This window comes from Mycobacterium sp. MUNTM1, assembly GCF_054660795.1.
In genome coordinates this window covers 200,610-222,628 of sequence record NZ_BAAGDE010000001.1, presented here as the reverse complement: position 1 = coordinate 222,628, position 22,019 = coordinate 200,610, and the positions used below count along the sequence as shown (strand labels likewise).

Annotated in this window: 19 protein-coding genes and 1 pseudogene; 11 read left to right on the top strand and 9 right to left on the bottom strand. The window is 67.8% G+C overall.

Annotated features, from left to right (window positions below; genetic code table 11):
* The first annotated feature begins 620 nt into the window (after positions 1-620).
* A complete protein-coding gene (locus tag ACYQ8K_RS00955; RefSeq protein WP_459966475.1) occupies positions 621-998 on the top strand; it encodes a hypothetical protein in 378 nt (125 codons plus the stop codon).
* 62 nt (positions 999-1,060) lie between these two features.
* Here the strand turns inward: ACYQ8K_RS00955 and ACYQ8K_RS00950 are convergent, their stop codons facing one another.
* From ACYQ8K_RS00950 to ACYQ8K_RS00925, 6 genes are all read right to left on the bottom strand, one after another.
* On the bottom strand, positions 1,061-1,357 hold the full coding sequence (locus tag ACYQ8K_RS00950) for a hypothetical protein (protein ID WP_459966473.1): 297 nt from the start codon (positions 1,355-1,357) through the stop codon (positions 1,061-1,063).
* A gap of 69 nt (positions 1,358-1,426) precedes the next feature.
* Positions 1,427-2,926, bottom strand: a complete 1,500-nt coding sequence (locus ACYQ8K_RS00945; RefSeq protein ID WP_459966472.1) for a putative alpha/beta hydrolase — start codon at positions 2,924-2,926, stop codon at positions 1,427-1,429.
* A gap of 281 nt (positions 2,927-3,207) precedes the next feature.
* The gene (locus ACYQ8K_RS00940; RefSeq protein WP_459966471.1) at positions 3,208-3,444 is read right to left on the bottom strand and encodes a hypothetical protein; all 237 of its coding nucleotides are present in this window, start codon (positions 3,442-3,444) and stop codon (positions 3,208-3,210) included.
* Positions 3,445-3,456: 12 nt separating this feature from the next.
* On the bottom strand, positions 3,457-3,993 hold the full coding sequence (locus ACYQ8K_RS00935) for a hypothetical protein (protein ID WP_459966470.1): 537 nt from the start codon (positions 3,991-3,993) through the stop codon (positions 3,457-3,459).
* 657 nt (positions 3,994-4,650) lie between these two features.
* The gene (gene hisS, locus ACYQ8K_RS00930; RefSeq protein WP_459966469.1) at positions 4,651-5,922 is read right to left on the bottom strand and encodes a histidine--tRNA ligase; all 1,272 of its coding nucleotides are present in this window, start codon (positions 5,920-5,922) and stop codon (positions 4,651-4,653) included.
* A 3-nt stretch (positions 5,923-5,925) separates the two neighbouring features.
* A complete protein-coding gene (locus tag ACYQ8K_RS00925) occupies positions 5,926-6,591 on the bottom strand; it encodes an MBL fold metallo-hydrolase (protein WP_459966467.1) in 666 nt (221 codons plus the stop codon).
* 116 nt (positions 6,592-6,707) lie between these two features.
* Between ACYQ8K_RS00925 and ACYQ8K_RS00920 the strand changes: the two genes are divergently transcribed.
* Both ACYQ8K_RS00920 and ACYQ8K_RS00915 read left to right on the top strand, forming a co-directional pair.
* Positions 6,708-7,604: a peptidylprolyl isomerase gene (locus ACYQ8K_RS00920; RefSeq protein ID WP_459966466.1), complete on the top strand. Its 897-nt coding sequence runs from the start codon at positions 6,708-6,710 to the stop codon at positions 7,602-7,604.
* A 134-nt stretch (positions 7,605-7,738) separates the two neighbouring features.
* Positions 7,739-9,481 carry a protein kinase domain-containing protein gene (locus tag ACYQ8K_RS00915; protein WP_459966465.1) on the top strand — a complete coding sequence of 581 codons (1,743 nt, stop codon included), beginning with the start codon at positions 7,739-7,741 and terminating at the stop codon, positions 9,479-9,481.
* Between the two features lie 7 nt (positions 9,482-9,488).
* Here the strand turns inward: ACYQ8K_RS00915 and ACYQ8K_RS00910 are convergent, their stop codons facing one another.
* Genes ACYQ8K_RS00910 through ACYQ8K_RS00900 form a run of 3 tightly spaced genes read right to left on the bottom strand, consistent with a single transcriptional unit; the run spans position 9,489 to position 14,143 of the window.
* Entirely contained in the window at positions 9,489-11,867 is a 2,379-nt protein-coding gene (locus ACYQ8K_RS00910; protein WP_459966463.1) for a RelA/SpoT family protein, read from the bottom strand.
* 43 nt (positions 11,868-11,910) lie between these two features.
* Positions 11,911-12,441 carry an adenine phosphoribosyltransferase gene (locus tag ACYQ8K_RS00905; RefSeq protein ID WP_459966461.1) on the bottom strand — a complete coding sequence of 177 codons (531 nt, stop codon included), beginning with the start codon at positions 12,439-12,441 and terminating at the stop codon, positions 11,911-11,913.
* Between the two features lie 7 nt (positions 12,442-12,448).
* Positions 12,449-14,143 (bottom strand): ABC transporter substrate-binding protein, encoded by a 1,695-nt coding sequence (locus ACYQ8K_RS00900; protein ID WP_459966459.1) that lies wholly within the window; start codon positions 14,141-14,143, stop codon positions 12,449-12,451.
* Positions 14,144-14,340: 197 nt separating this feature from the next.
* On the opposite strand from ACYQ8K_RS00900, the pseudogene ACYQ8K_RS00895 reads away from it, so the two are divergent.
* From ACYQ8K_RS00895 to ACYQ8K_RS00860, 8 genes and pseudogenes are all read left to right on the top strand, one after another.
* Positions 14,341-14,895, top strand: a pseudogene (locus ACYQ8K_RS00895) (tetratricopeptide repeat protein); the annotation flags it as partial.
* Entirely contained in the window at positions 14,895-15,917 is a 1,023-nt protein-coding gene (locus tag ACYQ8K_RS00890) for an HAD-IIA family hydrolase (RefSeq protein ID WP_459966458.1), read from the top strand. The pseudogene ACYQ8K_RS00895 and the gene ACYQ8K_RS00890, both read left to right, overlap by 1 nt.
* A 23-nt stretch (positions 15,918-15,940) precedes the next feature.
* Positions 15,941-16,126 (top strand): hypothetical protein, encoded by a 186-nt coding sequence (locus tag ACYQ8K_RS00885; protein ID WP_459966457.1) that lies wholly within the window; start codon positions 15,941-15,943, stop codon positions 16,124-16,126.
* 8 nt (positions 16,127-16,134) lie between these two features.
* On the top strand, positions 16,135-16,944 hold the full coding sequence (locus ACYQ8K_RS00880) for a TlyA family RNA methyltransferase (protein WP_459966455.1): 810 nt from the start codon (positions 16,135-16,137) through the stop codon (positions 16,942-16,944).
* Positions 16,941-17,861: an NAD kinase gene (locus tag ACYQ8K_RS00875; RefSeq protein WP_459966454.1), complete on the top strand. Its 921-nt coding sequence runs from the start codon at positions 16,941-16,943 to the stop codon at positions 17,859-17,861. Before ACYQ8K_RS00880 ends, ACYQ8K_RS00875 begins: the two co-directional genes overlap by 4 nt.
* A gap of 25 nt (positions 17,862-17,886) precedes the next feature.
* Positions 17,887-19,647 (top strand): DNA repair protein RecN, encoded by a 1,761-nt coding sequence (recN, locus tag ACYQ8K_RS00870; protein WP_459966453.1) that lies wholly within the window; start codon positions 17,887-17,889, stop codon positions 19,645-19,647.
* Between the two features lie 184 nt (positions 19,648-19,831).
* Positions 19,832-21,013 carry a putative cytokinetic ring protein SteA gene (gene steA / locus ACYQ8K_RS00865; RefSeq protein ID WP_459966451.1) on the top strand — a complete coding sequence of 394 codons (1,182 nt, stop codon included), beginning with the start codon at positions 19,832-19,834 and terminating at the stop codon, positions 21,011-21,013.
* Positions 21,014-21,958 (top strand): copper transporter, encoded by a 945-nt coding sequence (locus ACYQ8K_RS00860; protein ID WP_459966450.1) that lies wholly within the window; start codon positions 21,014-21,016, stop codon positions 21,956-21,958.
* Positions 21,959-22,019: the final 61 nt, after the last annotated feature.

Here is a 22,019-nt window from a genome sequence, read left to right as displayed (position 1 = left end):
TGTTGTGGTTGTATGGGCCGGGAGAGCCGGGGGCGCTAGTTTCGCCCCCGGCTCTCACCTAGGCTGATTGCGCCATGCGGTAGGAGCCGACACAGCCGCCGCCCCCATCGAGCTCGCTGGCACGCCAGGAGTCGGGACCATGGGCGCTGTAGCGGCCTAGCCCGTTAATGGCGATGGACCTGCCACATATCGGGCACGGTTGATGGTCGCGCTTGGGTTGTTGCGAGTTGGCCTGCCGCCGTTGGGATTGCGCGTAAGGGTGGCATCGCACTTCGGGCGGGAAGCAGGTTGGTACCTGGTCAATGAATCTCCTTTAGCATCAACGCATTTGGCGCGTACATCGGGCGGACCGAAATCTTCTGAAAGCGCCTGCGCGACAGTGCATCCCGCGCTATAGTCATAGGTGTGAACACCACCGCCCCCGAGGTTATGATCCGGCCAGAAATGGCCTCTGACCTGCGGGTTTGGGGTTCTCCCGAAATCCCCTGTGCCGCAATACATGCCATTACAGCTACATAGCCCGAAGGGTCGCGGAAGTGTTGTGCGGCTGGGGATTCCGACCCGCCCCTTACCCTCAACTGGATATGGCATGAGCGGCGATTGTCGATCACAATGTAGCGATGTCCACTCCTCAAGTACTCGCAGTACTCGGAATCGTGTGTGTCCTGATAGGGACGATCTCCATGGGCCTAGCCGCTTTGAAAGCACCCGAGTGGTTGTCAGACCCGGGTGTTCAAGGGGCGCGGAGGGATGTCATCGAGGCCGTTCGATTCCATCGAGAGATGGGCTGGGACAACTTCCCACCTGAGGAGCAAAAAGAAGCCATGGATAGGGCTAGGAAAAAGTACCGAGGGGATATGGCTGCGCTAGATCAAGAGATTGCAATGGCCTGGCATAAGGAACGCAATGCGTCGATCACTTTTAATTGGTGGGGGCTTGGATTCGTTTTCTTCGGATCGGTTTTCCAAGGTATTGCCATCGTGTTGGGAACTGGATGAGCCAAAACAATTGCCTGGCCTGCAAGCCTTCGTTTCGCTCAGAAAGAGGCGATACCAGGAGATCAGTGCGACGCGATGGCCGCGCGGGCTTGGTCCTGGCAGCCGTTCACGTAGTCCGTTGGGGAGTCCACTCTGGGGATCTTCCCGGTACGTAGAGAATCCTGCAGCAGGTTCCTGCAGTACGTCTCTAAGGTGCCGTCGTCTTTCAACTGAATGTGGAACTGGTTGACCTGCTGGTCTATGGCTTGCTTGCCAAGAAGATAGGACGGGGACTCTCCGTCAGCGGTGGCGATAGGCGAAACCAGCACAGCAACGGCGCTCATCGCCGCTGCAAGAACCATCCGCGCATTGGTGCTCACGAAAGCCATCTTACGTCTCAATTGGCACAGCATTCAGCAAATGCCCTCGATCAGCTGTTTCGCCGCAGGTCAGTGCTGGACGGTGAAGCTGGTGGTCCAGGTCTTGGGGTCGTAGTAAGACCCGTCTTGCCAGGTGCTCACCCGCAAGTTGACTGTCTCGAGTCCAGTGGCCGGGTCATAGGACAGGCCGGTAACCGTCGGCCCATACACCGTCGGCAGTTTGTCCACCAAGGTCACTGGGGATGCGCCCATGAGGCCCTCGGGCGTGGCGGCGCTTATCGCGGTCACGGGTCCACGATCAGTGGCTCCCGTCAGCATGAATCCGCCGCCTTGCAGTGCGACCAGTTGGCTCTCGCGATTGCCGGGAAGGTTGACATCACCGACACGGTGCAAGCTGCTCAGCCAGCCGTTGGGGTTAGCTGGGTCAACGGGATCAGAAACCCACATGCCCCGAGTTGAATCAGCTTCCTGGCCACTGCCGTTGCCGATGATCACCATTCGGCCCGTGGCGGGGTCGAACGCGCCGCTGCCCTGATAGATCTGCGGTAGGTCACCGACCTTCACCGGATGATTGGGGTCGGTGTAGTCCCAAACGGAACCGTTGCTTACCCAAGGACTTTGGCCTTGGGGGCGGGGCGAGTCAGGGTCGGTGGGGTGACTGAAGAACGCGTACCGCTTGCCATTGGGTCCCAGCGCGGTGCCAGTCGGCAGCGGGCGGGTACCGGGTGGCCCCGGGGCAAGTTCTGATGCCGGGCTGCGGGGTTGATGTGTGGGTGTCCCGTCTGGGTTGAAGAGCCGAGGATCGCCGCCGAAGACAGGGCCTTTGCCGTCGGGGAACTGGTCTTGTAGGTCGTAGCGATCTTGCTCGTATTGCGGGGGGCCGGCGGGACCGTTGATCCTGGGGTCACTGGGCGGCGGGCCTTGCCCCTCACCGAAGCCAGCAGGCTTGAACTCGCCCACCAGGCGAGCGTCCTGGGGGCTGAGATTCCCGTTTGCCTGCGCTTGGCGCAGCGACCGCGTGTACGTGTCGCGAATGGAGTTCATCCGGGTGAGTGCATCTCGGGTGTCGTCGGCAGCGTCGGCCTTCGCGTCGGCGATCAGCGTCTGCAGCGCGTGGCGACTCTTCGCATCGAGGGCAGGATCCTGCAAATCCTTCTTCGCTGCCACGATGAGCTTGTCGAGCAGTTGCAATTGCTTGTCCAACGTGGCGATCTCGGCGCCACCCTCTTTTTGCGCGGCGGCAAGCATGCTGGCAATGTTCTCCAGATCACTGCCGATCTTGGGCAGCTGTTCGGTCTGTAGCCCAAGGGATTTCGTCAGCCGCTGCACCTCGGCCGAGCCGTTGATCGGGTGATCGCCGTTCTGGTGGTTCCATGCCATGTCGAAGCGCTTGCGGGCCTGCTCGAATTCTTCTTGCGCTGCTGTGGAGCAGCGGCCAGCGGCATGAAACGCCTCCGCCAGCTGAGAAATCTGAAACGGGCTACCAGCCTGCAGGCTCTGGTTGATGGCCCAAGGATCGCCGCCAGCTTGAGCGATTAAATCGCCAACGCGCAACTCGATCAGTTGCATCGCGCCGCCCGCGAACCCACTAAATGAGCATATGTGCGGGCGAGTTCGATCGCACTTCACCGCAGCAGTTAGACATGGCTCTCGGTGGATTCTGGGGCCTGATAGCGCTGAATGCGTGCCCGCGGTGGCTCGTCGCGGGCGAACTGACGAGGCGATCTAATTCGCTCTCGGACAGGATCAGCACGTGATGGAATTGTCCGCGGAGAACGATGCCCTTCTCGGTATCGGTGCGCTTCTGGGCGACTACCGGGACGCGGTAGCGGTCGGTGATGACGACCGAATCACCCATTGAAAAGCTCAACAATCAAATCCGGCGACAGCTTCACAAGGGTGTCGATTAGCATGACGCCCAGATCGCGGGCTGCCTTCAAATCCATGGGAATGATGAACTTCTCGTCGTTCTTCGGCTCGACCAGGATCGCCACGACGGGCTCGCCGCGGGACGGCTTAGGGTCGACCAAAACGTCGAAATTGGCGTAGACGTTTTTGTAGTCGCGGCTGCGAATGGTCTTGTTCACGTTCTTCTTTCGTTAGTGGATAACGCGTGGGCACTGCAGGCCGGGGCAGTTGTTGACCACGCGACCGGCGCTGTTGACGTAGGGGGTGGACTTCTGGTTCTTGCGCCGTTCACCCAGTGGGCGCTCTTTCATTCGTGCCGCCAGGCAGAGCAGCTCGTGCTTCAGCTCGGCATCCTTATCGCGGCGAAACCACGAATAGCCGGGGACGGGAGCGAGCGCCACAACCTCGTGCGGGATCGGCTCACCGCAACGGGAACACGATGTATACGGCACGCCGCAGGCATCAAACCGCTCAATCCTCGCGATTGCATCGGGGTCGGCATCGGCGACGTTAACATCCACACGCGGCCGGTGTTCCGTTTTGTTGGAGATCAAGGCGTACAGCCAGACCTTCGGCATGGGAACGTGCTCGCCGTCCGACGTAAATAGCTTTACGTACAGATTGCCGCAATCGTCGGCGGTGTCCTCGATGATGTTGTTGCGGCCATATCGGAAGCGGCCGTGCTCGATGCGCATTTCATAGCCGGGCCGCAGAAACGGCAGCACCACGTCATTCCAAAGTTTGAGTCCCAATTATTTCTTCTCTGTGTTCTTGTCTTGTTGTCGTCGGGCTTGCCGAAAGTTGTTGTGCCCGTAGGTGAGGTACCCGGCCAAGCAACCAACTTGGCGACCCACTCGCTAACCGCAGTGGATATCTGTTTTCGAGTGGGTTGGGTGAGGGGCATGGAGAAGGTGAGTAGTGACTAACCTTTTCCAATTCCTCCCACCAACCGAAGTCGGTACAGAAGGGGCTCACCTACAGGTGAGGGCCGGATCACCTCGCGCCGCTCGATGATCCTGCGAGGTACTTCGTACTTCTCTATATCTAAGACGTTACGGCATGTCCTCGAAAAACCCTGTCGCAAAAGTGTCGGATTCCAGAAGAAAGTCATTACATCCGCGAAATTACCTGGTGGGCAACGGCGATAGCTGCCGCCCCCTCCTGCGCCTTGTACACCGTGACAGCCGATAAGAAAACAACTCAGCGATCGCCACCAACTGCGCCGCCGCTGCCGGAATCTCCGCCCGGGTGGCCGCACCGATCCGCTTCAGCAGATCCGCGGACACCGGCGTCGTCGACGGATAGCAACGCTCGAACTCCGCATCGAACCGAGCCCGCACCCCTTCGAACATGTGTTAGATACACCAGGACCGGCTGACCCGACCTCAGCGGCCGACCCGCCCAAGCACCTCGGCGACAACGGAATCCAGCGCGACGGGGGCCTGCTCCCCGGTCCCGAGGTCCTTCACCCCTACGGTGCCGGCCTCGAGGTCGCGGTCGCCGAGGACCAGCGCGATCCGGGCCCCGGAGCGGTCGGCCGCGCGCATCGCGCCCTTGAGTCCGCGGTCGCCGTAGGCGATGTCGACGCGCACACCGCCGGCGCGCAGCTGCGCGGCCAGCACCGCCAGCCGCAGCTTGGCCTGCTCGCTCAGCGGCACGCCGAACACGTCGCAGCGCGAGGTCTCCCCCACGCTCTTGCCCTCGGCGCGCAGCGCCAACAACGTGCGGTCCACACCGAGCCCAAACCCGATGCCGGACAGGTCTTGTCCGCCGAGCTGGCGCATCAGCCCGTCGTAGCGGCCGCCGCCGCCGATGCCCGACTGCGCGCCCAGGCCGTCATGCACGAACTCGAACGTGGTCTTGGTGTAGTAGTCCAGCCCGCGCACCATGCGGGGGTTGATGACATAGGGCACCCCCAACGCATCCAGGTGCGCCAACACGGTGTCGAAGTGTTGCTTGGCGGCATCGGACAGGTGATCGAGCAACACCGGGGCGGCGGCCGTCATGGCGCGCACCTCGGGCCGCTTGTCGTCGAGCACCCGCAGCGGGTTGATCTGTGCCCGCCGTCGCGTCTCCTCGTCCAGGTCGAGCGCAAACAGGAAGTCCTGCAACAGTTCCCGATACTGCGGCCGGCAGCTGTCGTCACCCAGCGAGGTGATCTCCAGGCGGAACCCGTCCAGCCCGAGCGAGCGGAAGCCGGCGTCGGCGATCGCGATCACCTCGGCGTCCAGAGCCGGATCGTCGACGCCGATCGCCTCCACGCCCACCTGCTGCAGCTGGCGATAGCGGCCGGCCTGCGGACGTTCGTAGCGGAAAAACGGTCCCGCGTAACAGAGTTTGACCGGCAGCGCGCCGCGGTCCAGGCCGTGCTCGATGACCGCGCGCACCACGCCCGCGGTGCCCTCGGGCCGCAACGTCACCGAGCGATCGCCACGGTCGGCGAACGTGTACATCTCTTTGGAGACCACGTCGGTGGATTCGCCGACGCCGCGGGCGAACAGGGTGGTGTCTTCGAAGATGGGCAACTCGATATCGCCGTAGCCGGCCCTGCGGGCGGCGCCGAGCAGGCCGTCGCGCACCGCGACGAACTGCGCCGAATCCGGCGGGACGTAGTCGGGCACGCCCTTGGGCGCGGAAAACGACGAGAACTCGCTCACGGGCTACAGGCCTTCGAGGAACGGGTTGAGGCGCCGCTCGGCGCCGATGGTGGTGGAGTTGCCGTGCCCCGGCAGCACCACGGTCTGGTCGTCGAGCACCAGCAGTTTGTCGACGATGGAGGTCAGCAGGTCACGGCCGCTGCCGCCGAACAGGTCGGTGCGGCCCACCGCGCGTTCGAACAGCGTGTCACCGGTGAACACGTAGTCTTTTGCGTCCTTGTCGGACGCCACCCGGAACACCACCGACCCGCGGGTGTGCCCGGGCGTGTGGTCGACGTTGACGGTCACACTGCCCAGGTCCAGCTTGTCGCCGTCGCGGTCCAGCTCGACGACCTGCTTGGGCTCCCGCCAGAAGGCCCCCGCCACCATCTGGGCCAGGCGCGGGCCCAGGCCGTAGATCGGGTCGGTGAGCATGAACCTGTCCTCGGGGTGGATGTAGGTCGGGCAGCCATAGGTGTCGGACACCTTCTGCGCCGACCACATGTGGTCGATGTGCCCGTGGGTCAGCAGCACCGCGGCCGGCGTCAGCCGGTTCTTGTCCAGGATGTTTCGCAGCGGGCCCATCGCCCGCTGCCCCGGATCCACGATGACGGCGTCCGTTCCTGGCCGCTCGGCCAGCACATAGCAGTTGCACTGCAACATGCCGGCGGGAAATCCGGTGATCAACACGGTTCCCAGTTTCCCATGGGCCCCACTTGACACGAGTCGCGGCGCCCACATTAGCCTGAGCTGGCACCTCTCCCGGTTTAAGGGACTCCGATCCACATCATGGAGGCATAGCGGCCGTGCCGACCAACGAACAGCGACGTGCCAACGCCAAGCGCAAGCTCGAACGGCAACTGGAGCGGCGCGCGAAGCAAGCCAAGACGCGCCGGATCGTGCTGATCGCGGCCGGCTCGATCGTGGCCGTGGCCGTGGTCGCGGCGGTGGTGATCACGATCGTCAACACCAAGCACGACGACCACAAGAGCAACACCGCGGCGTCGACGACCACCAGCAGCAGCAGCGCGCCCGAAACGACGGCGCCCGGGCAGCCGGGCCAGACCGCGCCGCTGCCGCCGTTCAAGCCGTCGGCCGACGTGGGCGCCAACTGTCAGTACCCGGCCTCACCCGAGCCGGCGGCCAAGCAGGTCAAGCCGCCGCGGACCGGCAAGGTGCCCACCGATCCCGCCCAGGTGAGCGCCAGCATGGTGACCAACCAGGGCCACATCGGCCTGATGCTGGCGAACAACGAATCACCTTGCACCGTCAACAGTTTCGCGAGCCTGGCCGGGCAGAAATACTTCGACAACACCAAGTGCCATCGGCTGACCACCTCGCAGGGCCTGGGCGTCCTGCAGTGCGGCGACCCGAAGGGCGAGGGCACCGGCGGCCCGGGCTACCAATTCGCGAACGAATACCCGACCGACCAGTTCCCGCCGAACGACCCCAAGGCGCAGGAGCCCGTCGTCTATCCGCGCGGCACCCTGGCCATGGCGAACGCCGGGCCCGGCACCAACGGCAGCCAATTCTTCTTGGTGTACAAGGACTCCCAGCTGCCGCCGCAATACACCGTGTTCGGCACCATCCAGGCCGACGGGCTGGCCACCCTGGACAAGATCGCCAAGGCCGGTGTCGCCGGCGGCGGCGAGGACGGGGCGCCCACGACCGAGGTGACCATCACCTCGCTGCTGCTCGACTAGCGTCGATCGCAAGCGCGGCGCGTGCGCCGGGCGCGGCGGGTCGGCGCCATCAGGACCAGGCCGAATCGACGCGAAACTCCCTCTGATCGGCGGGATTCGCCCGGCGCACAGCGCCGAGAGCTTATGGTCGTTGGGTGAATCTGGATCCAGACTCATTCGGTCACTACCGGATATTGGATTTGTTGGGGCGCGGCGGGATGGGACGCGTATACCGTGCCTACGACACCACCACGGACCGGGTAGTCGCCCTGAAAGTGCTTCCGCCGCATCTGGCTGAGGATCAAGACTTTCAGCAGCGTTTCCGCCGGGAGGCCCGGATAGCGGCGGCGCTCAACGACCCGCACGTGGTGCCCATCCACGGGTTTGGCGAGCTCGACGGGCGGCTCTATGTCGACATGCGGCTCATCGAGGGCCGCCACTTGTCCCAGTACATCAACGAAAACGGCGACCGGCTCAGCCCCGAGCAAACGGTCGCGGTGATCGAGCAGGTTGCGGCGGCGCTGGACAGCGCCCGCCAGGCGGGGTTGATCCACCGCGACATCAAACCGATGAACATCTTGGTCACCACCGCACACAATTTCGTCTATCTGATCGACTTCGGTCTGGCCCGCACGGAGGCCGACACCCAGCTCACGCAGACCGGTGCCACGATGGGCACCGTCGCGTACATGGCGCCCGAGCGTTTCAAAGGCAAAACGGATCACCGTGCCGACGTCTACTCGCTGGCCTGCGTTCTGCACGAGTGCTTGACCGGCAAGCGCCCCTACGCTGGAGAGAGCCTCGAAGAACAGCTCAACGCACACCTGAACGCCCCGCCGCCGCGACCGTCCGCGACCGCACCCGGTGTCCCCCCGGGCTTCGACGCGGTTGTCGCTCGCGGCATGGCCAAGGACCCCGAACAGCGGTACCAGACGGCGATCGAGCTCGCCGAGGCCGCCAGAGCGGTGCTGGTCGGCGGTGGCGCCACGACGACGCCGGGACCTCCGACGCCCTCGGCTGCCCCGCCGGGCAGCAACGCCGATCCGCGGTTGCAGCCCGCCCGCCCAACACATTCGCGGCGTTTGCTGGTCGGCATCGTCGGGGCGTCGGCGCTGGCGCTGACCGCGGTGGCGGCCCTGGTCATCGCGCTGGTCACCCAGAGTCACGGTTCGGCCGACAGCGCGGCATCGTCCACCCAGACCCGGGCGCGGGCGCCCGGCAGGACCGGATCCAACCCCGGTTTCACTGCGTCGGCGATGGTGCCGCCGTTGCCGGCGTTCGCGCCGCCGGCCGACCTGGGGGCCAACTGCCAATACCGTTCGGTGCCGGACCCGGCCACCAAGCCGGTGAACCCACCACCGTCGGGCCGGGTGTCCACCACTCCCCCGCAGATCGGTGCGGTCATCTCCACCAACTTCGGCGACATCGCCATCCAGCTCGCCAATTCCGAGTCCCCGTGCACGGTGAACAGCTTCATCAGCCTGGCCAAGCAGCAATTCTTCGACAACACCCAATGCGCCCGGCTGATCAGCTCCCAAGACGGCGGATCGCTGCTCTGCGGCGGCCCCGAGGTGGACGGGTCAGGCGGTCCCGGTTACGAATTCGGTGACGAGTACCCCACGGACCAATACAAGCCCGACGATCCCGCGCTGCGCGCGACGGTGGTGTACCCGCGCGGCACCATCGTGATGGCCACCGAGGGACCCAACACCAACGGCAGCCAATTCGCCTTGATTTATCAGGATTCCGAGATGGAGCCGCAGAGCACGGTGCTGGGCACCATCGACCAGGCGGGGCTGGAGACCCTGGACAAGATCGCCCGGGCGGGCATCGCCGGCAATCGTCAGAGCGGCGCTCCGACCAACCCGGTCAAGATCACCTCGGTGCGACTGAGCTAGCGCGGGTTCACGCCGCGGACGTGACGCGGTAGACGTCGTAGACGCCTTCGACGTTGCGCACGACGTTGAGCAGGTGGCCGAGATGCTTGGGGTCGCCCATCTCAAAGGTGAAGCGGCTGATCGCAACTCGGTCCCCGGAGGTGGTGACCGACGCGGACAGGATGTTGACCTTCTCGTCGGCCAGCACCCGCGTGACGTCCGACAGCAGCCGGTGCCGGTCGAGCGCCTCGACCTGGATGGCCACCAAGAACACCGACGACGGTGACGGCGCCCAGTGCACTTCGATAATGCGCTCGGACTGCTGCTGCAGCGAGGCCGCATTGGTGCAGTCGGTGCGGTGCACGCTCACGCCACCGCCGCGGGTTACGAACCCCATGATCTGGTCGCCGGGCACCGGGGTGCAGCATTTCGCCAGCTTGGTCAGCACGCCGGGAGCGCCGGGGACCGAGACGCCGACGTCGTCGCTGCTGCGCGGGCGGCGCAACATGGTTGTCGGCGTGGACCGTTCGGCGAGGTCCTCCTCGGCCTGGTCGATGCCGCCGAGTTCGGCCAGCAGCCGCTGCACGACGTGCCGGGCCGACACATGCCCCTCACCGATCGCCGTGTACAGCGCGGACACGTCGGTGTAGTGCAGCTCCCGAGCGACCGCCGCCAGCGTCTCGCCGTTGACCAGGCGCTGCAACGGAAGTCCGCCGCGACGCACCTCGCGGGCCATGGCGTCCTTGCCGGATTCGAGCGCCTCCTCACGGCGCTCCTTGGCGAACCACTGCCGGATCTTGGCCTTGGCACGTGGCGAGACGACGAACTGCTGCCAGTCCCGCGACGGCCCGGCGTTTGCGGCCTTGGAGGTGAAAACCTCGACGACCTCGCCGTTTTCCAGCTTGCGCTCCAGCGCGACCAGCCGGCCGTTCACCCGGGCGCCGATGCAGCGGTGCCCGACCTCGGTGTGCACCGCATACGCGAAGTCCACCGGCGTCGAACCGTTGGGCAGCGTGATCACGTCGCCCTTGGGGGTGAACACGAAGATCTCTTGTACCGCAAGGTCATAACGCAGGGACTCGAGGAACTCGCCCGGGTCCGCGGCCTCCCGCTGCCAGTCCAGCAACTGGCGCATCCACGCCATGTCGTCGATCTCGGCGGCGGCGTGCGGATGCGGAAGGCCGTTGCGCCCCTTGGCTTCCTTGTAGCGCCAGTGCGCGGCGATACCGTATTCGGCGGTGCGGTGCATGTCGCGGGTGCGGATCTGCACCTCCAGCGGCTTGCCCTCGGGCCCCACGACGGTGGTGTGCAGCGATTGGTAGACGCCGTACCGCGGCTGGGCGATGTAATCCTTGAACCGCCCCGCCATCGGCTGCCACAGCGAATGCACCACGCCGACAGCGGCATAGCAGTCGCGGATCTCGTCGCACAGGATGCGGATGCCGACCAGGTCGTGGATGTCGTCGAAGTCGCGGCCCTTGACGATCATCTTCTGGTAGATCGACCAGTAGTGCTTGGGGCGGCCCTCCACCGTCGCCTTGATCTTCGACGCGCCCAGGGTGCTGACGATCTCGGCGCGCACCTTGGCCAGGTAGGTGTCCCGCGACGGCGCGCGCCCGGCGACCAGCCGAACGATCTCCTCGTACTTCTTGGGATGCAGGATGGCGAACGACAGGTCCTCGAGTTCCCACTTGACACTGGCCATACCCAGCCGATGCGCAAGGGGCGCAATGACTTCCAGCGTCTCGCGGGCTTTGCGCGCCTGCTTCTCCGGCGGCAGGAACCGCATGGTGCGCATGTTGTGCAGCCGGTCGGCGACCTTGATCACCAGCACGCGCGGATCGCGCGCCATCGCGGTGATCATCTTGCGGATCGTCTCGCCCTCGGCGGCGCTGCCCAGCACCACCCGGTCCAGTTTGGTGACGCCGTCGACCAGATGGCCCACCTCTTCACCGAATTCCTCGCTCAGGGCGTCCAGGGTGTACCCGGTGTCCTCGACGGTGTCGTGCAGCAGCGCGGCCACCAAAGTCGTGGTGTCCATGCCCAATTCGGCCAGAATGGTCGCGACGGCCAGCGGGTGGGTGATGTAGGGGTCGCCGGAATGGCGTAGCTGGGTGGCGTGCCGCTGGTCGGCGACCTCGAAGGCGCGCTGCAGCAGCGACACATTCGCCTTGGGGTAGATCTCCCGGTGCACCGCCACCAGCGGTTCCAGCACCGGGTTGAGCGTGCTGCGCTGAGCCGTCATCCGGCGGGCCAGCCTGGCCCGGACCCGGCGCGACGCGCTGCTGGACGTTTTCAGGGACTCGGTCGGTGGCTCCGGGGCCTCCATCGGCTGCGTGATGGCCGGTGGCGCTGAGACTTTAGTGGGCGCGTCGAGCGCTTGCGCCGCGCTGTTTTCCTCCGCCACGTTGGTCACCTCCGAAATCGAGGATATCTCCAATGTAAGGGCACTACTCGCAAGTCAGGCTGTGCACCGCCAACGGCGCGACCGCTTCCCGGCCGCGCAGCACCCCGAGTTCGAACACCACCGCCGCCGCCAGCACGTTGGCCCCCGCGCGCTCGAGCAGCCGCACCGACGCGGCCAGGGTACCGCCGCTGGCGAGCACGTCGTCGATGATCGTGATGTTGCGCCCGCGCAGGTCCATCCCGTCGGCGGGGATTTCCAGCGTCGCGCTGCCGTATTCCAGCTCGTAACGCTCGGCGTGAACCGGGGGCGGCAACTTGCCGGCCTTGCGGATGGCCAGCACGCCGGTCTGCAGCCGGTCGGCGACGGCCGCGGCCAGCAAAAAGCCCCGGGCCTCGATGCCGGCCACCAGATCCGCACCGGACGCGATCTCGGCCAATGCGCCGGTGATCGCCGTCATCGCCGTCGCGTCCGCGAACACCGGGGTGAGGTCCTTGAACTGAATGCCGGGCTTGGGAAAGTCGGCCACCTTGCGCGTCAGCGAAGCGATCAGCTCGGCGACCGGCGCGCTCGTCATCGGCGGCTCACTGGATCAGCGCCCATCGATCCATGTTCCAGCCCGCGCCCCAGCGCGTCGGGTTCTTGCTGACCGCGTACATCTTCTTCGAAGTCAGCAGCGTGCGCTGCTGCCGATACAGCGGCAGGGTGGGCATGTCGCCCCACAGTACCGGGGCGGTTTCGGTCAGCAGCCGGACTCGTTCGGTGGCGTCGGCCGAGACCGCCAGCGCGCTGATCGCGTTGTCGACCTGCGGATTCGAGTACCCGGACAGGTTGTTGCCGTTGCCGGTGTGCAAGGCGTAGGCATCGAGCGCCGACGACCCCGTCGACCCGCTGCCGGTGGCGCCGCCGGTGCTGGCCAGCAATGCGTCGATCTTGCCGTCCCGCAGCGCCTGCGGGCCCGGCCCGTCCAGGATGACGCCGGTGACGGTGACACCCGCCGCGGCGCATGCCTTGGTGATGACGCCGACGTTGACCGCGAGTCGCGCGTTGGGCCCCTGGTAGCCGATCCGCACCGTCAGGGGCGCGCCGCCCAGCGCGTTGCGCGCCGCGACCGGATCGGCCTTGGCGAACGGCTCGGCCTCGGCGGCCCCGTCAGCGGCCGCCACGGCGTCATCGGTGGCCGGGTCCAGGCGCGAGTTGGCGATCGGCGTCCCCGCATCCTTGGCCAGCGAATCGCGGGGCGTGCACAGCGCGACCGCGCGCCGGGCCTTGGGTGCCGCCAGCGGGCCCTGCGGGGCGAAGATCAGCTGCTCGACGCCGTCCGACGGCCCGTCGGAGCGCTCGTAGTTGTCCGGCGTGGTCAGCGCGCCCGACGAGCCCGCGGCGACGTCGACCACGTCGACGCTGCGGCTGTTGACCCGGTCCTGGATGTCGGGCCCCTGCGACCACACGGTGACCCGCTTGGTGATGGCCTTGGGCCCCCACCACCGGTCGTTGGCGACGAGCACCACCGCGCCGCCGTCCAGCACGGATTCGATCTTGTAGGGCCCCGACGACGGGAAACGCTTGACGTCGACCCCGGGCTTGAGGTCCCAGATGGTGTTCCACAGCTTCGCGATCTGCTGCACCAGCGGCACGTTGTTGCTGAGCAGGGCCGCGGTCACGTCGACGTTGAGCTGGTCGGCGATGACGTGCGACGGCATCAGCGTGGTCGCGGTGAACAGCTGGGTGTAGTCGACGACGCCGCGGTCCGGGATGAAGGACACCCGGGCCTTCTTTTGCCCGGGCATGCATTCGACGTTGGCGATGTCGAGGTAGCCGGCCTGGGTGGCGGCATGGAAGTCGGGGAACTTGCCGGACTGGGCCGCCCAGGCGAGCACGATGTCGTCGCACGTCACCGGCTTGCCATCGGAGTAGACGGCGTTGTCGGCGATCTGGTAGTCCAGCACCAGCGGCGTGCCGCCGACCACCGACACAGTGCCGAAGTCGCGGTCGGCGACGGTTTGCCCGTCGGGGCCGTGATAGCTGAAGCCGGTGAGCGTGCGGGCGAACGCCTGCGCCCCGGCCGACGCGGCGCCGGCCACGGTGTTGGTGTTGTAGGTCGACAGGGGCCCGTCGACCACGTAGTCGATCTGGGAGGCGGCGCTGCCCGCGCAGGCGGTCAGCGTGGCAGCGGCCGCCAGCACCACCGCCAGTCCCGCGCCGATCCACCCCGCGAGGGCCCGACGGCCGATGAGCGCGCCACGATCGGCCCCAGTTCCCCGGTACCCGGTGGCCATGGGCCTACTTCCGGCCGACGTTCCGCTTGCCGGTGGGACGACGGGTCCCGGTCGGCCGCACGGGACGGGCGCCCGGCGCCGGCTTGCTCGGCGCCGGCTTGGACGGCTCGGCCGCCACTTCGTCCGCCTCCTCGGCGGCCTCGTCGTCGCCGGCGGGGGTGTCGGCAGCCCCCCGCCGGCCCGGGCGGGGCCCCCGCCACCTCGTGGCCGCGGGCGAACTGCTCGACGAGGACCCCGAGGCCGCGCTGCGGCACGCCCGGGCGGCGCGCGCCCGGTCCAGCCGGATCGCCACCATCCGGGAAGCGGTCGGCATCGCCGCCTACCACTGCGGCGACTGGGCGCAGGCGCTCGCGGAGTTGCGAGCGGCCCGCCGGATGGGCAGCAAGTCCTCGCTGCTGGCCTTGATCGCCGATTGCGAACGCGGGCTCGGCCGCCCGGAGCGGGCGATCGAACTCGCGCGCGGGCCGGAGGCCGCCGAGCTGTCCGGGGACGACGCCGACGAGCTGCGCATCGTCGCGGCCGGGGCGCGCGCGGATCTGGGACAGCTGGAACAGGCGCTCACCGTGTTGTCCACGCCGCAGCTGGATCCGTCCCGCACCGGCACGACGGCGGCGCGGTTGTTCTACGCCTACGCGGATACGCTGCTGGCGCTCGGCCGCGGGGACGAGGCGCTGCAGTGGTTCCTGCACTCCGCGGCCGCGGACGTCGACGGCGTCACCGATGCCGAAGACCGGGTCAGTGAACTCGGCTGATGACGAGTCCCGATCACACCAAAACCCTTGCGCAGCAATATGACTGCCTGCTGATCGACCTGGATGGCACGATGTTTCGCGGCCGCCGACCCACCGACGGCGCGGTGCAGGCGCTGGCCGAGGTGCGCAGCCGCGCGTACTTCGTCACCAACAACGCGTCGCGCAGCGCCGACGAGGTCGCCGCGCACCTGACCGACCTGGGTTTCACCGCCGTCGCCGACGACGTCGCCACCAGCGCGCAAAGCGCCGCGCGGCTGCTCGCCGACCAGTTGGCGCCGGGCTCGCCGGTGCTGATCGTGGGCACCAAGGCCCTGGCCGACGAGATCACGGCCGTCGGCCTGCGCGCGGTGCGCAGCTACGACGACGACCCGACCGCCGTCGTACAGGGTTTGTCCGAAACCATCGGGTGGCCGGAGTTGGCCGAGGCGGCGCTGGCCATCCGGGCCGGCGCGGTGTGGGTGGCGTCCAACGTCGACCTGACCCTGCCCACCGAGCGCGGGCTGCTGCCCGGCAACGGATCGTTCGTGGCCGCGCTGCGGGCGGCCACCGGCGGCGAGCCCCAGGTCGCCGGCAAGCCGGCGCCCGGACTGCTGCGGGATGCCGCCGCCCGCGGCGACTTTCACGCCCCGCTGGTGATCGGCGACCGGCTCGACACCGACATCGAGGGCGCCAACGCCGCCGGGCTGCCCAGCCTGATGGTGCTGACCGGGGTCAACTCCGCGCGGGACGCGGTGTACGCCAAGCCCGCCCAGCGCCCCACCTACATCGGCCACGACCTGCGCTCGCTGCACACCCGCGGCGAATCGCTCGCAGTCGGGCCGCAGCCGGGCTGGCGGGTCGAGGTCGCGGACACGACGATCACCGTCAGCGGTGACGGGTCGGACGGCGGGGACGGCCTGTCGATCGTCCGCGCGGTCGCCGCCGCGGTGTACGGCGCGGGCGAGCACGAGGTGCGCATCGAGGCCGCCGACGACCGGGCGCGCGCCGCGCTGCAACGCTGGTCTTTGGTGCGTACCGACTGACGGGTGACTAGCGTAGTAACGCGATGACTATCGATCCCGATGAGATTCGCGCTGAAATCGACGCCCTGCTCGCCCGGCTGCCCCAGCCCGGGGAGGGGGAGGACCCCGAGAAGGTGCCGTCGCTCGATGAGCTCGAAGAGATAGCACGCCGCCTGTCCGAGGCGCACGATGTGCTGCTGGCTGCGCTGGAGTCGGCGGAGAAGGGCTGAGTGCGCGGATGTCTCGACGCGCCCGCGTTGACGCCGAGTTGGTCCGGCGCGGCCTGGCCCGGTCCCGTCAGCAGGCCGCGGAGTTGATCGGAGCGGGCAAGGTGAGCATCGACGGGATGCCGGCGCGCAAGCCGGGCACCGCCGTCGCCGTCACCACGGCCCTGACCGTCGCCGAGGACGGCGAGCGTGGCTGGGTCTCGCGTGGTGCGCACAAGCTCATCGGGGCGCTGGACGCCTTCGACATCTCGGTCTCGGGCCGGCGCTGCCTGGACGCCGGCGCGTCGACGGGCGGCTTCACCGAAGTCCTGCTGGATCGCGGCGCCACCGAGGTGGTCGCCGTCGACGTCGGATACGGCCAGCTGGCGTGGTCGCTGCGCAGCGACGCGCGGGTGGTCGTCGTCGAGCGGACCAACGTTCGCGACCTGACCCCGGACGCGATCGGCGGACGCGCCGACCTCGTGGTCGCTGACCTGTCGTTCATTTCGCTGTCCACGGTGTTGCCGGCGCTGGCTGGATGTGCCGCACCCGACGCGGATATCGTTCCCATGGTGAAGCCGCAGTTTGAGGTGGGCAAGGGCCTGGTCGGTGCCGGGGGTGTGGTGCACGACCCCGGCCTGCGCGCCGACGCCGTGCTGGCGGTCGCCGGCCGCGCGGGTGAGCTGGGCTGGCACCCGGTCGGCGTCACCGCCAGCCCGCTGCCCGGCCCGTCGGGCAACGTCGAGTACTTCCTGCGGCTGCGCGCCCAGACCGATCGGCCGCTGGCCGGCGACGAGCTGGTGAGCGCGGTGCGGTGCGCGGTGGAAAGCGGGCCGCAATGAACGCACGCACCGTGTTGATGGTGGCCCACACTGGCCGAGACGAGGCCGCCGAGACCGCGCGGCGCGTGCAGAAAGTGCTGAGCGACAACGGAATCGAGCTTCGGGTGCTGTCCGCCGAGGCCGTCGACAAGGGGCCGATGCACTTGGCCCCCGACGACATGCGAGCCCTGGGTATCGAGATCGAGGTGGTCAACGCCGACCCACGGGCCGCCGAGGGCTGCGAACTGGTGCTGGCGCTGGGCGGTGACGGCACGTTCCTGCGGGCCGCCGAACTGGCCCGCAACGCCAACATCCCGGTGCTCGGTGTCAACCTGGGCCGCATCGGATTCATGGCCGAGGCCGAGGCCGAGGCCATCGACCGTCTACTGGAACATGTTGTCGCACAAGATTATCGGGTGGAGAACCGGTTGACGCTCGACGTGCTCGTGCGCCACGGCGGTGATGTCTCCGTGCACGGGTGGGCGCTCAACGAAGTCAGCCTGGAAAAGGGTCCCCGGCTGGGCGTGCTCGGGGTGGTCCTCGAGATCGACGGGCGCCCGGTGTCCGCATTCGGCTGCGACGGCGTGCTGGTGTCCACGCCCACCGGGTCCACCGCCTACGCATTCTCCGCCGGCGGCCCGGTGCTGTGGCCGGACCTCGAGGCAATCCTGGTGGTACCCAACAACGCTCACGCGCTGTTCGGCCGCCCCATGGTCACCAGCCCGGACGCCACCATCGCGATCGAGATCGAGGCCGACGGGTATGACGCCCTGGTGTTCTGCGACGGCCGGCGCGAAATGTTGATCCCGGCGGGCAGCCGGCTGGAGGTAAAGCGTTGCGACACACCGGTGAAATGGGCCCGGCTGGACAGCGCCCCGTTCACCGACCGGCTGGTGCGCAAGTTCCGGTTGCCGGTCACCGGGTGGCGCGGGAACTGACGACTCCAACGCAGGTGCTGACTGAATGCTGACCGAAATCCGCATCGAGTCACTCGGTGCCATCAGCGCCGCGGTCGGGGAGTTCGGCCGCGGCCTGACCGTGCTGACCGGCGAGACCGGTACCGGCAAGACGATGGTGGTGACCGGATTGCACCTGCTGGGCGGTGCGCGCGCGGACGCCACTCGGGTGCGGTCCGGAGCCGAACGGGCGATCGTCGAAGGCCGGTTCACCACAACCGATCTCGACGAATCGGCGATCGTGAAGCTGGATGAGATGCTGGACGCGTCGGGCGCCGAACGCGACGAGGACGGCAGCGTGATCGCGCTGCGTTCGGTCAGCCGTGACGGGCCGTCGCGCGCCTATCTCGGCGGTCGCAGCGTGCCGGCCAAGTCGCTGGGCGACTTCACCGCCGGGCTGCTGACCCTGCACGGGCAGAACGACCAGCTGCGGCTCATGCGGCCCGAGGAGCAGTGCGGCGCGCTGGACCGGTTCGCGAAGGCCGGCCCCGCGCTGGAGCGCTATTGCAAACTGCGCGACGCCTGGCTGTCGGCGCGGCGCGACCTGCTCGACCGCCGCAACCGGATGCGCGAGCTGGCGCTCGAAGCCGACCGGCTGAACTTCGCCCTCAACGAAATCGACGCCGTGGACCCGCAACCCGGCGAGGACGACGCCCTGGTCGCCGAGATCCTACGGCTGTCCGAACTGGACACCCTGCGCGAGGCCGCGGCCGGGGCCCGCGCGGCGCTGTCCTCGGATGAGGCGGACGGCTCCGGCTTCAGCGCGACCGACAGCCTGGGAAAGGCAAGGGCCGCACTGGAATCGACGGACGACGCGAAGCTGGTAGCGCTGGCCGGCCAGCTCGACGAGGTGCTGACGGTGGTCGTCGATGCGGCCGCAGAGCTGGCCGGTTTCCTGGAGGAGCTGCCGGTCGATGCCAGCGCGCTGGAATCCAGGCTGGCCCGGCAGGCCGAATTGCGCACGCTGACGCGCAAGTACGCCGCGGACATCGACGGTGTGCTCGCCTGGGCCGCCGAGTCGCGGGAACGGCTGAACCAGCTCGACGTCTCCGAGGAGGGCCTGGCCGCGCTGGCGGCGCGGGTCGACGAGCTGGCGCGTGAATTGGCGCAGGCCGCGGTCGATCTCAGCAACATCCGGCGCAAGGCCGCCAAACGACTCGCCAAGGAGGTCACCGCCGAGCTGTCCGGGCTGGCGATGGCCGACGCGCAGTTCAGCATCGACGTCTCCCTCGATACCGCGTCGGGCGCGGACGACGCGGCCACCCTCATGCTGCCATCGGGTGAGCTCGCCCGCGCCGGTGCGGACGGCATCGACCAGGTGGAGTTCGGCTTCGCCGCGCACCGCGGGATGGACCAGCTGCCGCTGGCCAAGAGCGCCTCCGGTGGCGAGCTGTCCCGGGTGATGCTGGCGCTGGAAGTGGTGCTGGCCGCTTCGCGCAAAGAGACAGTGGGCACCACCATGGTGTTCGACGAGGTCGACGCCGGGGTGGGCGGCCGGGCGGCGGTGCAGATCGGCCGGCGGCTGGCGCGGTTGGCGCGCACTCACCAGGTCATCGTGGTGACGCATTTGCCGCAGGTCGCGGCGTACGCCGACGTGCACCTGGTGGTGCACGGCGCGGGACCGAAGGGGACCAGCGTGGTGCGGCGGGTCGCCGACGACGAGCGGGTGGCCGAGCTGGCCCGGATGCTGGCCGGGCTGGGTGAATCCGACAGCGGCCGCGCGCACGCCCGTGAACTGCTGGATGCGGCGCAGAAGGATGAGATCTAGCGGAGGCTTCGCGGAGAGCATGCGTGTTTGCACGCCGACACGCCGCGAGGACCCTACAACTGCGCACCCTCACGCGACCGAGCCGTTAGCAGCTTGTGACTAATGGGACTCTAGATAACTTATGAGGCTAATGTTACGGCGCGCCTCCCGTCCTCGCCGCAGCTTCGCGGACAGAATCGCCCCCATGAAGATGTCAGGCCTGCTTTCCCGAAACCCCGCCCGGCCCGGCCTCGTCGGCACCGCCCGCGTTGACCGGAACATCGACCGCCTGCTGCGCCGGGTCTGCCCCGGCGACATCGTGGTGCTCGACGTCCTGGATCTGGACCGCATCACGGCGGACGCGCTGGTGGAGGCCGACATCGCCGCGGTGGTCAACGCCTCTCCGTCGGTGTCGGGCCGCTACCCGAACATGGGCCCGGAGGTGCTGGTCAACAACGGGGTGACCCTGATCGACGAGGCCGGACCCGACATCTTCAAGAAGGTCAAGGACGGCGCCAAGATCCGCCTGCACGAGGGCGGGGTGTACGCCGGCGACCGCAGGCTGGTCCGCGGGACCGAGCGCACCGACCACGACATCGCCGACCTGATGCGCGAGGCCAAGAGCGGGCTGTCGGCGCATCTGGAGGCCTTCGCCGGCAACACGATCGAGTTCATCAAGAGCGAGAGCCCGCTGCTGATCGACGGCATCGGCATTCCCGACGTCGACGTCGACCTGCGCCGCCGGCACGTGGTGATCGTCGCCGACGAGCCCAGCGCCGCCGAGGATCTGCGCTCGCTCAAGCCGTTCATCAAGGAATATCAGCCGGCGCTGATCGGCGTCGGCACCGGTGCGGACGTCCTGCGCAAGGCGGGCTACCGCCCCCAGGTCATCGTCGGCGACCCCGACCAGATCAGCACTGACGCGCTCAAGTGCGGTGCCCAGGTGGTATTGCCCGCCGACGCCGACGGCCACGCGCCCGGACTCGAGCGCATCCAGGACCTCGGCGTCGGGGCGATGACGTTCCCCGCCGCGGGCTCGGCGATCGACCTGGCCCTGCTGCTGGCCGACCACCACGGCGCCGCGCTGCTGGTGACGGCCGGCCACACCGCCAACATCGAGACGTTCTTCGACCGCACCCGCGCGCACAGCAACCCGTCGACCTTTTTGACCCGGCTGCGGGTGGGGGAGAAGGTGGTGGACGCCAAGGCCGTGGCCACCCTGTACCGCAACCACATTTCGGCGGGCGCCATCGCGCTGCTGGCGATGACCATGCTGATCGCGGTCATCGTCGCGCTGTGGGTGTCGCGCACCGACGCCGCGGTGCTGCACTGGGTCACCGACTACTGGAACCACTTCTGCCTGACGGTGCAGAAGTGGGTCACCTAGATGATCTCGTTGCGTCAACATGCCCTGTCGCTGGCCGCCGTCTTCCTGGCGCTGGCCGTGGGGGTCGTGCTGGGCTCCGGCTTCTTGTCGGACACCCTGTTGTCCAGCCTGCGCGACGAGAAGCGTGACCTGAACACCCAGATCAGCGGGCTCAATGACCAGAAGAACGTGCTGAACGAAAAGCTCAGCGCGGCAAACAATTTCGACACCCAACTGGCCGGCCGGATGGTGCACGACGCGCTGGGCGGCAAGACGGTGGTGGTGTTCCGCACCCCGGATGCCACCGACGACGACGTGGCCGCGGTGAGCAAGTTCATCGGTCAGGCCGGCGGGACGGTGACCGGGACGGTGTCGCTGACGAGCGAGTTCGTCGAGGCCAACTCGGCGGAGAAGCTGCAGACCGTGGTGAATTCCTCGGTGCTGCCCGCGGGTCAGCAGCTGAGCACCAAGCTCGTCGACCAGGGTTCGCAGGCGGGTGACCTGATGGGCATCGCCCTGCTGGCCAACGCCAACCCGGCGGTGCCGGCGGTGGACGACGCCGCGCGCAACACCGTACTGGCGGCGCTGCGCGACACGGGCTTCATCACCTATCAGGCGACCGATCACATGGGCGCGGCCAACGCCGCGCTCGTCGTCACGGGCGGCTCGCTGCCCCAGGACGCCGGCAACAAGGGCGTCAGCGTGGCGCGGTTCTCGGCCGCGCTGGCCCCGCACGGCTCGGGCACCCTGCTCGCCGGGCGCGACGGTTCGGCGACCGGAGGCGCCGCCGTGGCGGTGGCCCGTGCCGACGCCGGAATGAACTCCGCGATCAGCACGGTCGACGACGTCGACGCCGCGGCGGGCCGGATCACCGCGGTCCTGGGCCTGCACGACCTGCTGGGCGGCGGGCACGCCGGGCAGTACGGAACCGGTCACGGGGCGACGTCAATCACGGTGCCCCAGTAGCGGGCGTGTTAGCCGCGACACAGCGCGGTGGATGTTAGGGTGGGTTTCCGTGGGTCGGCAG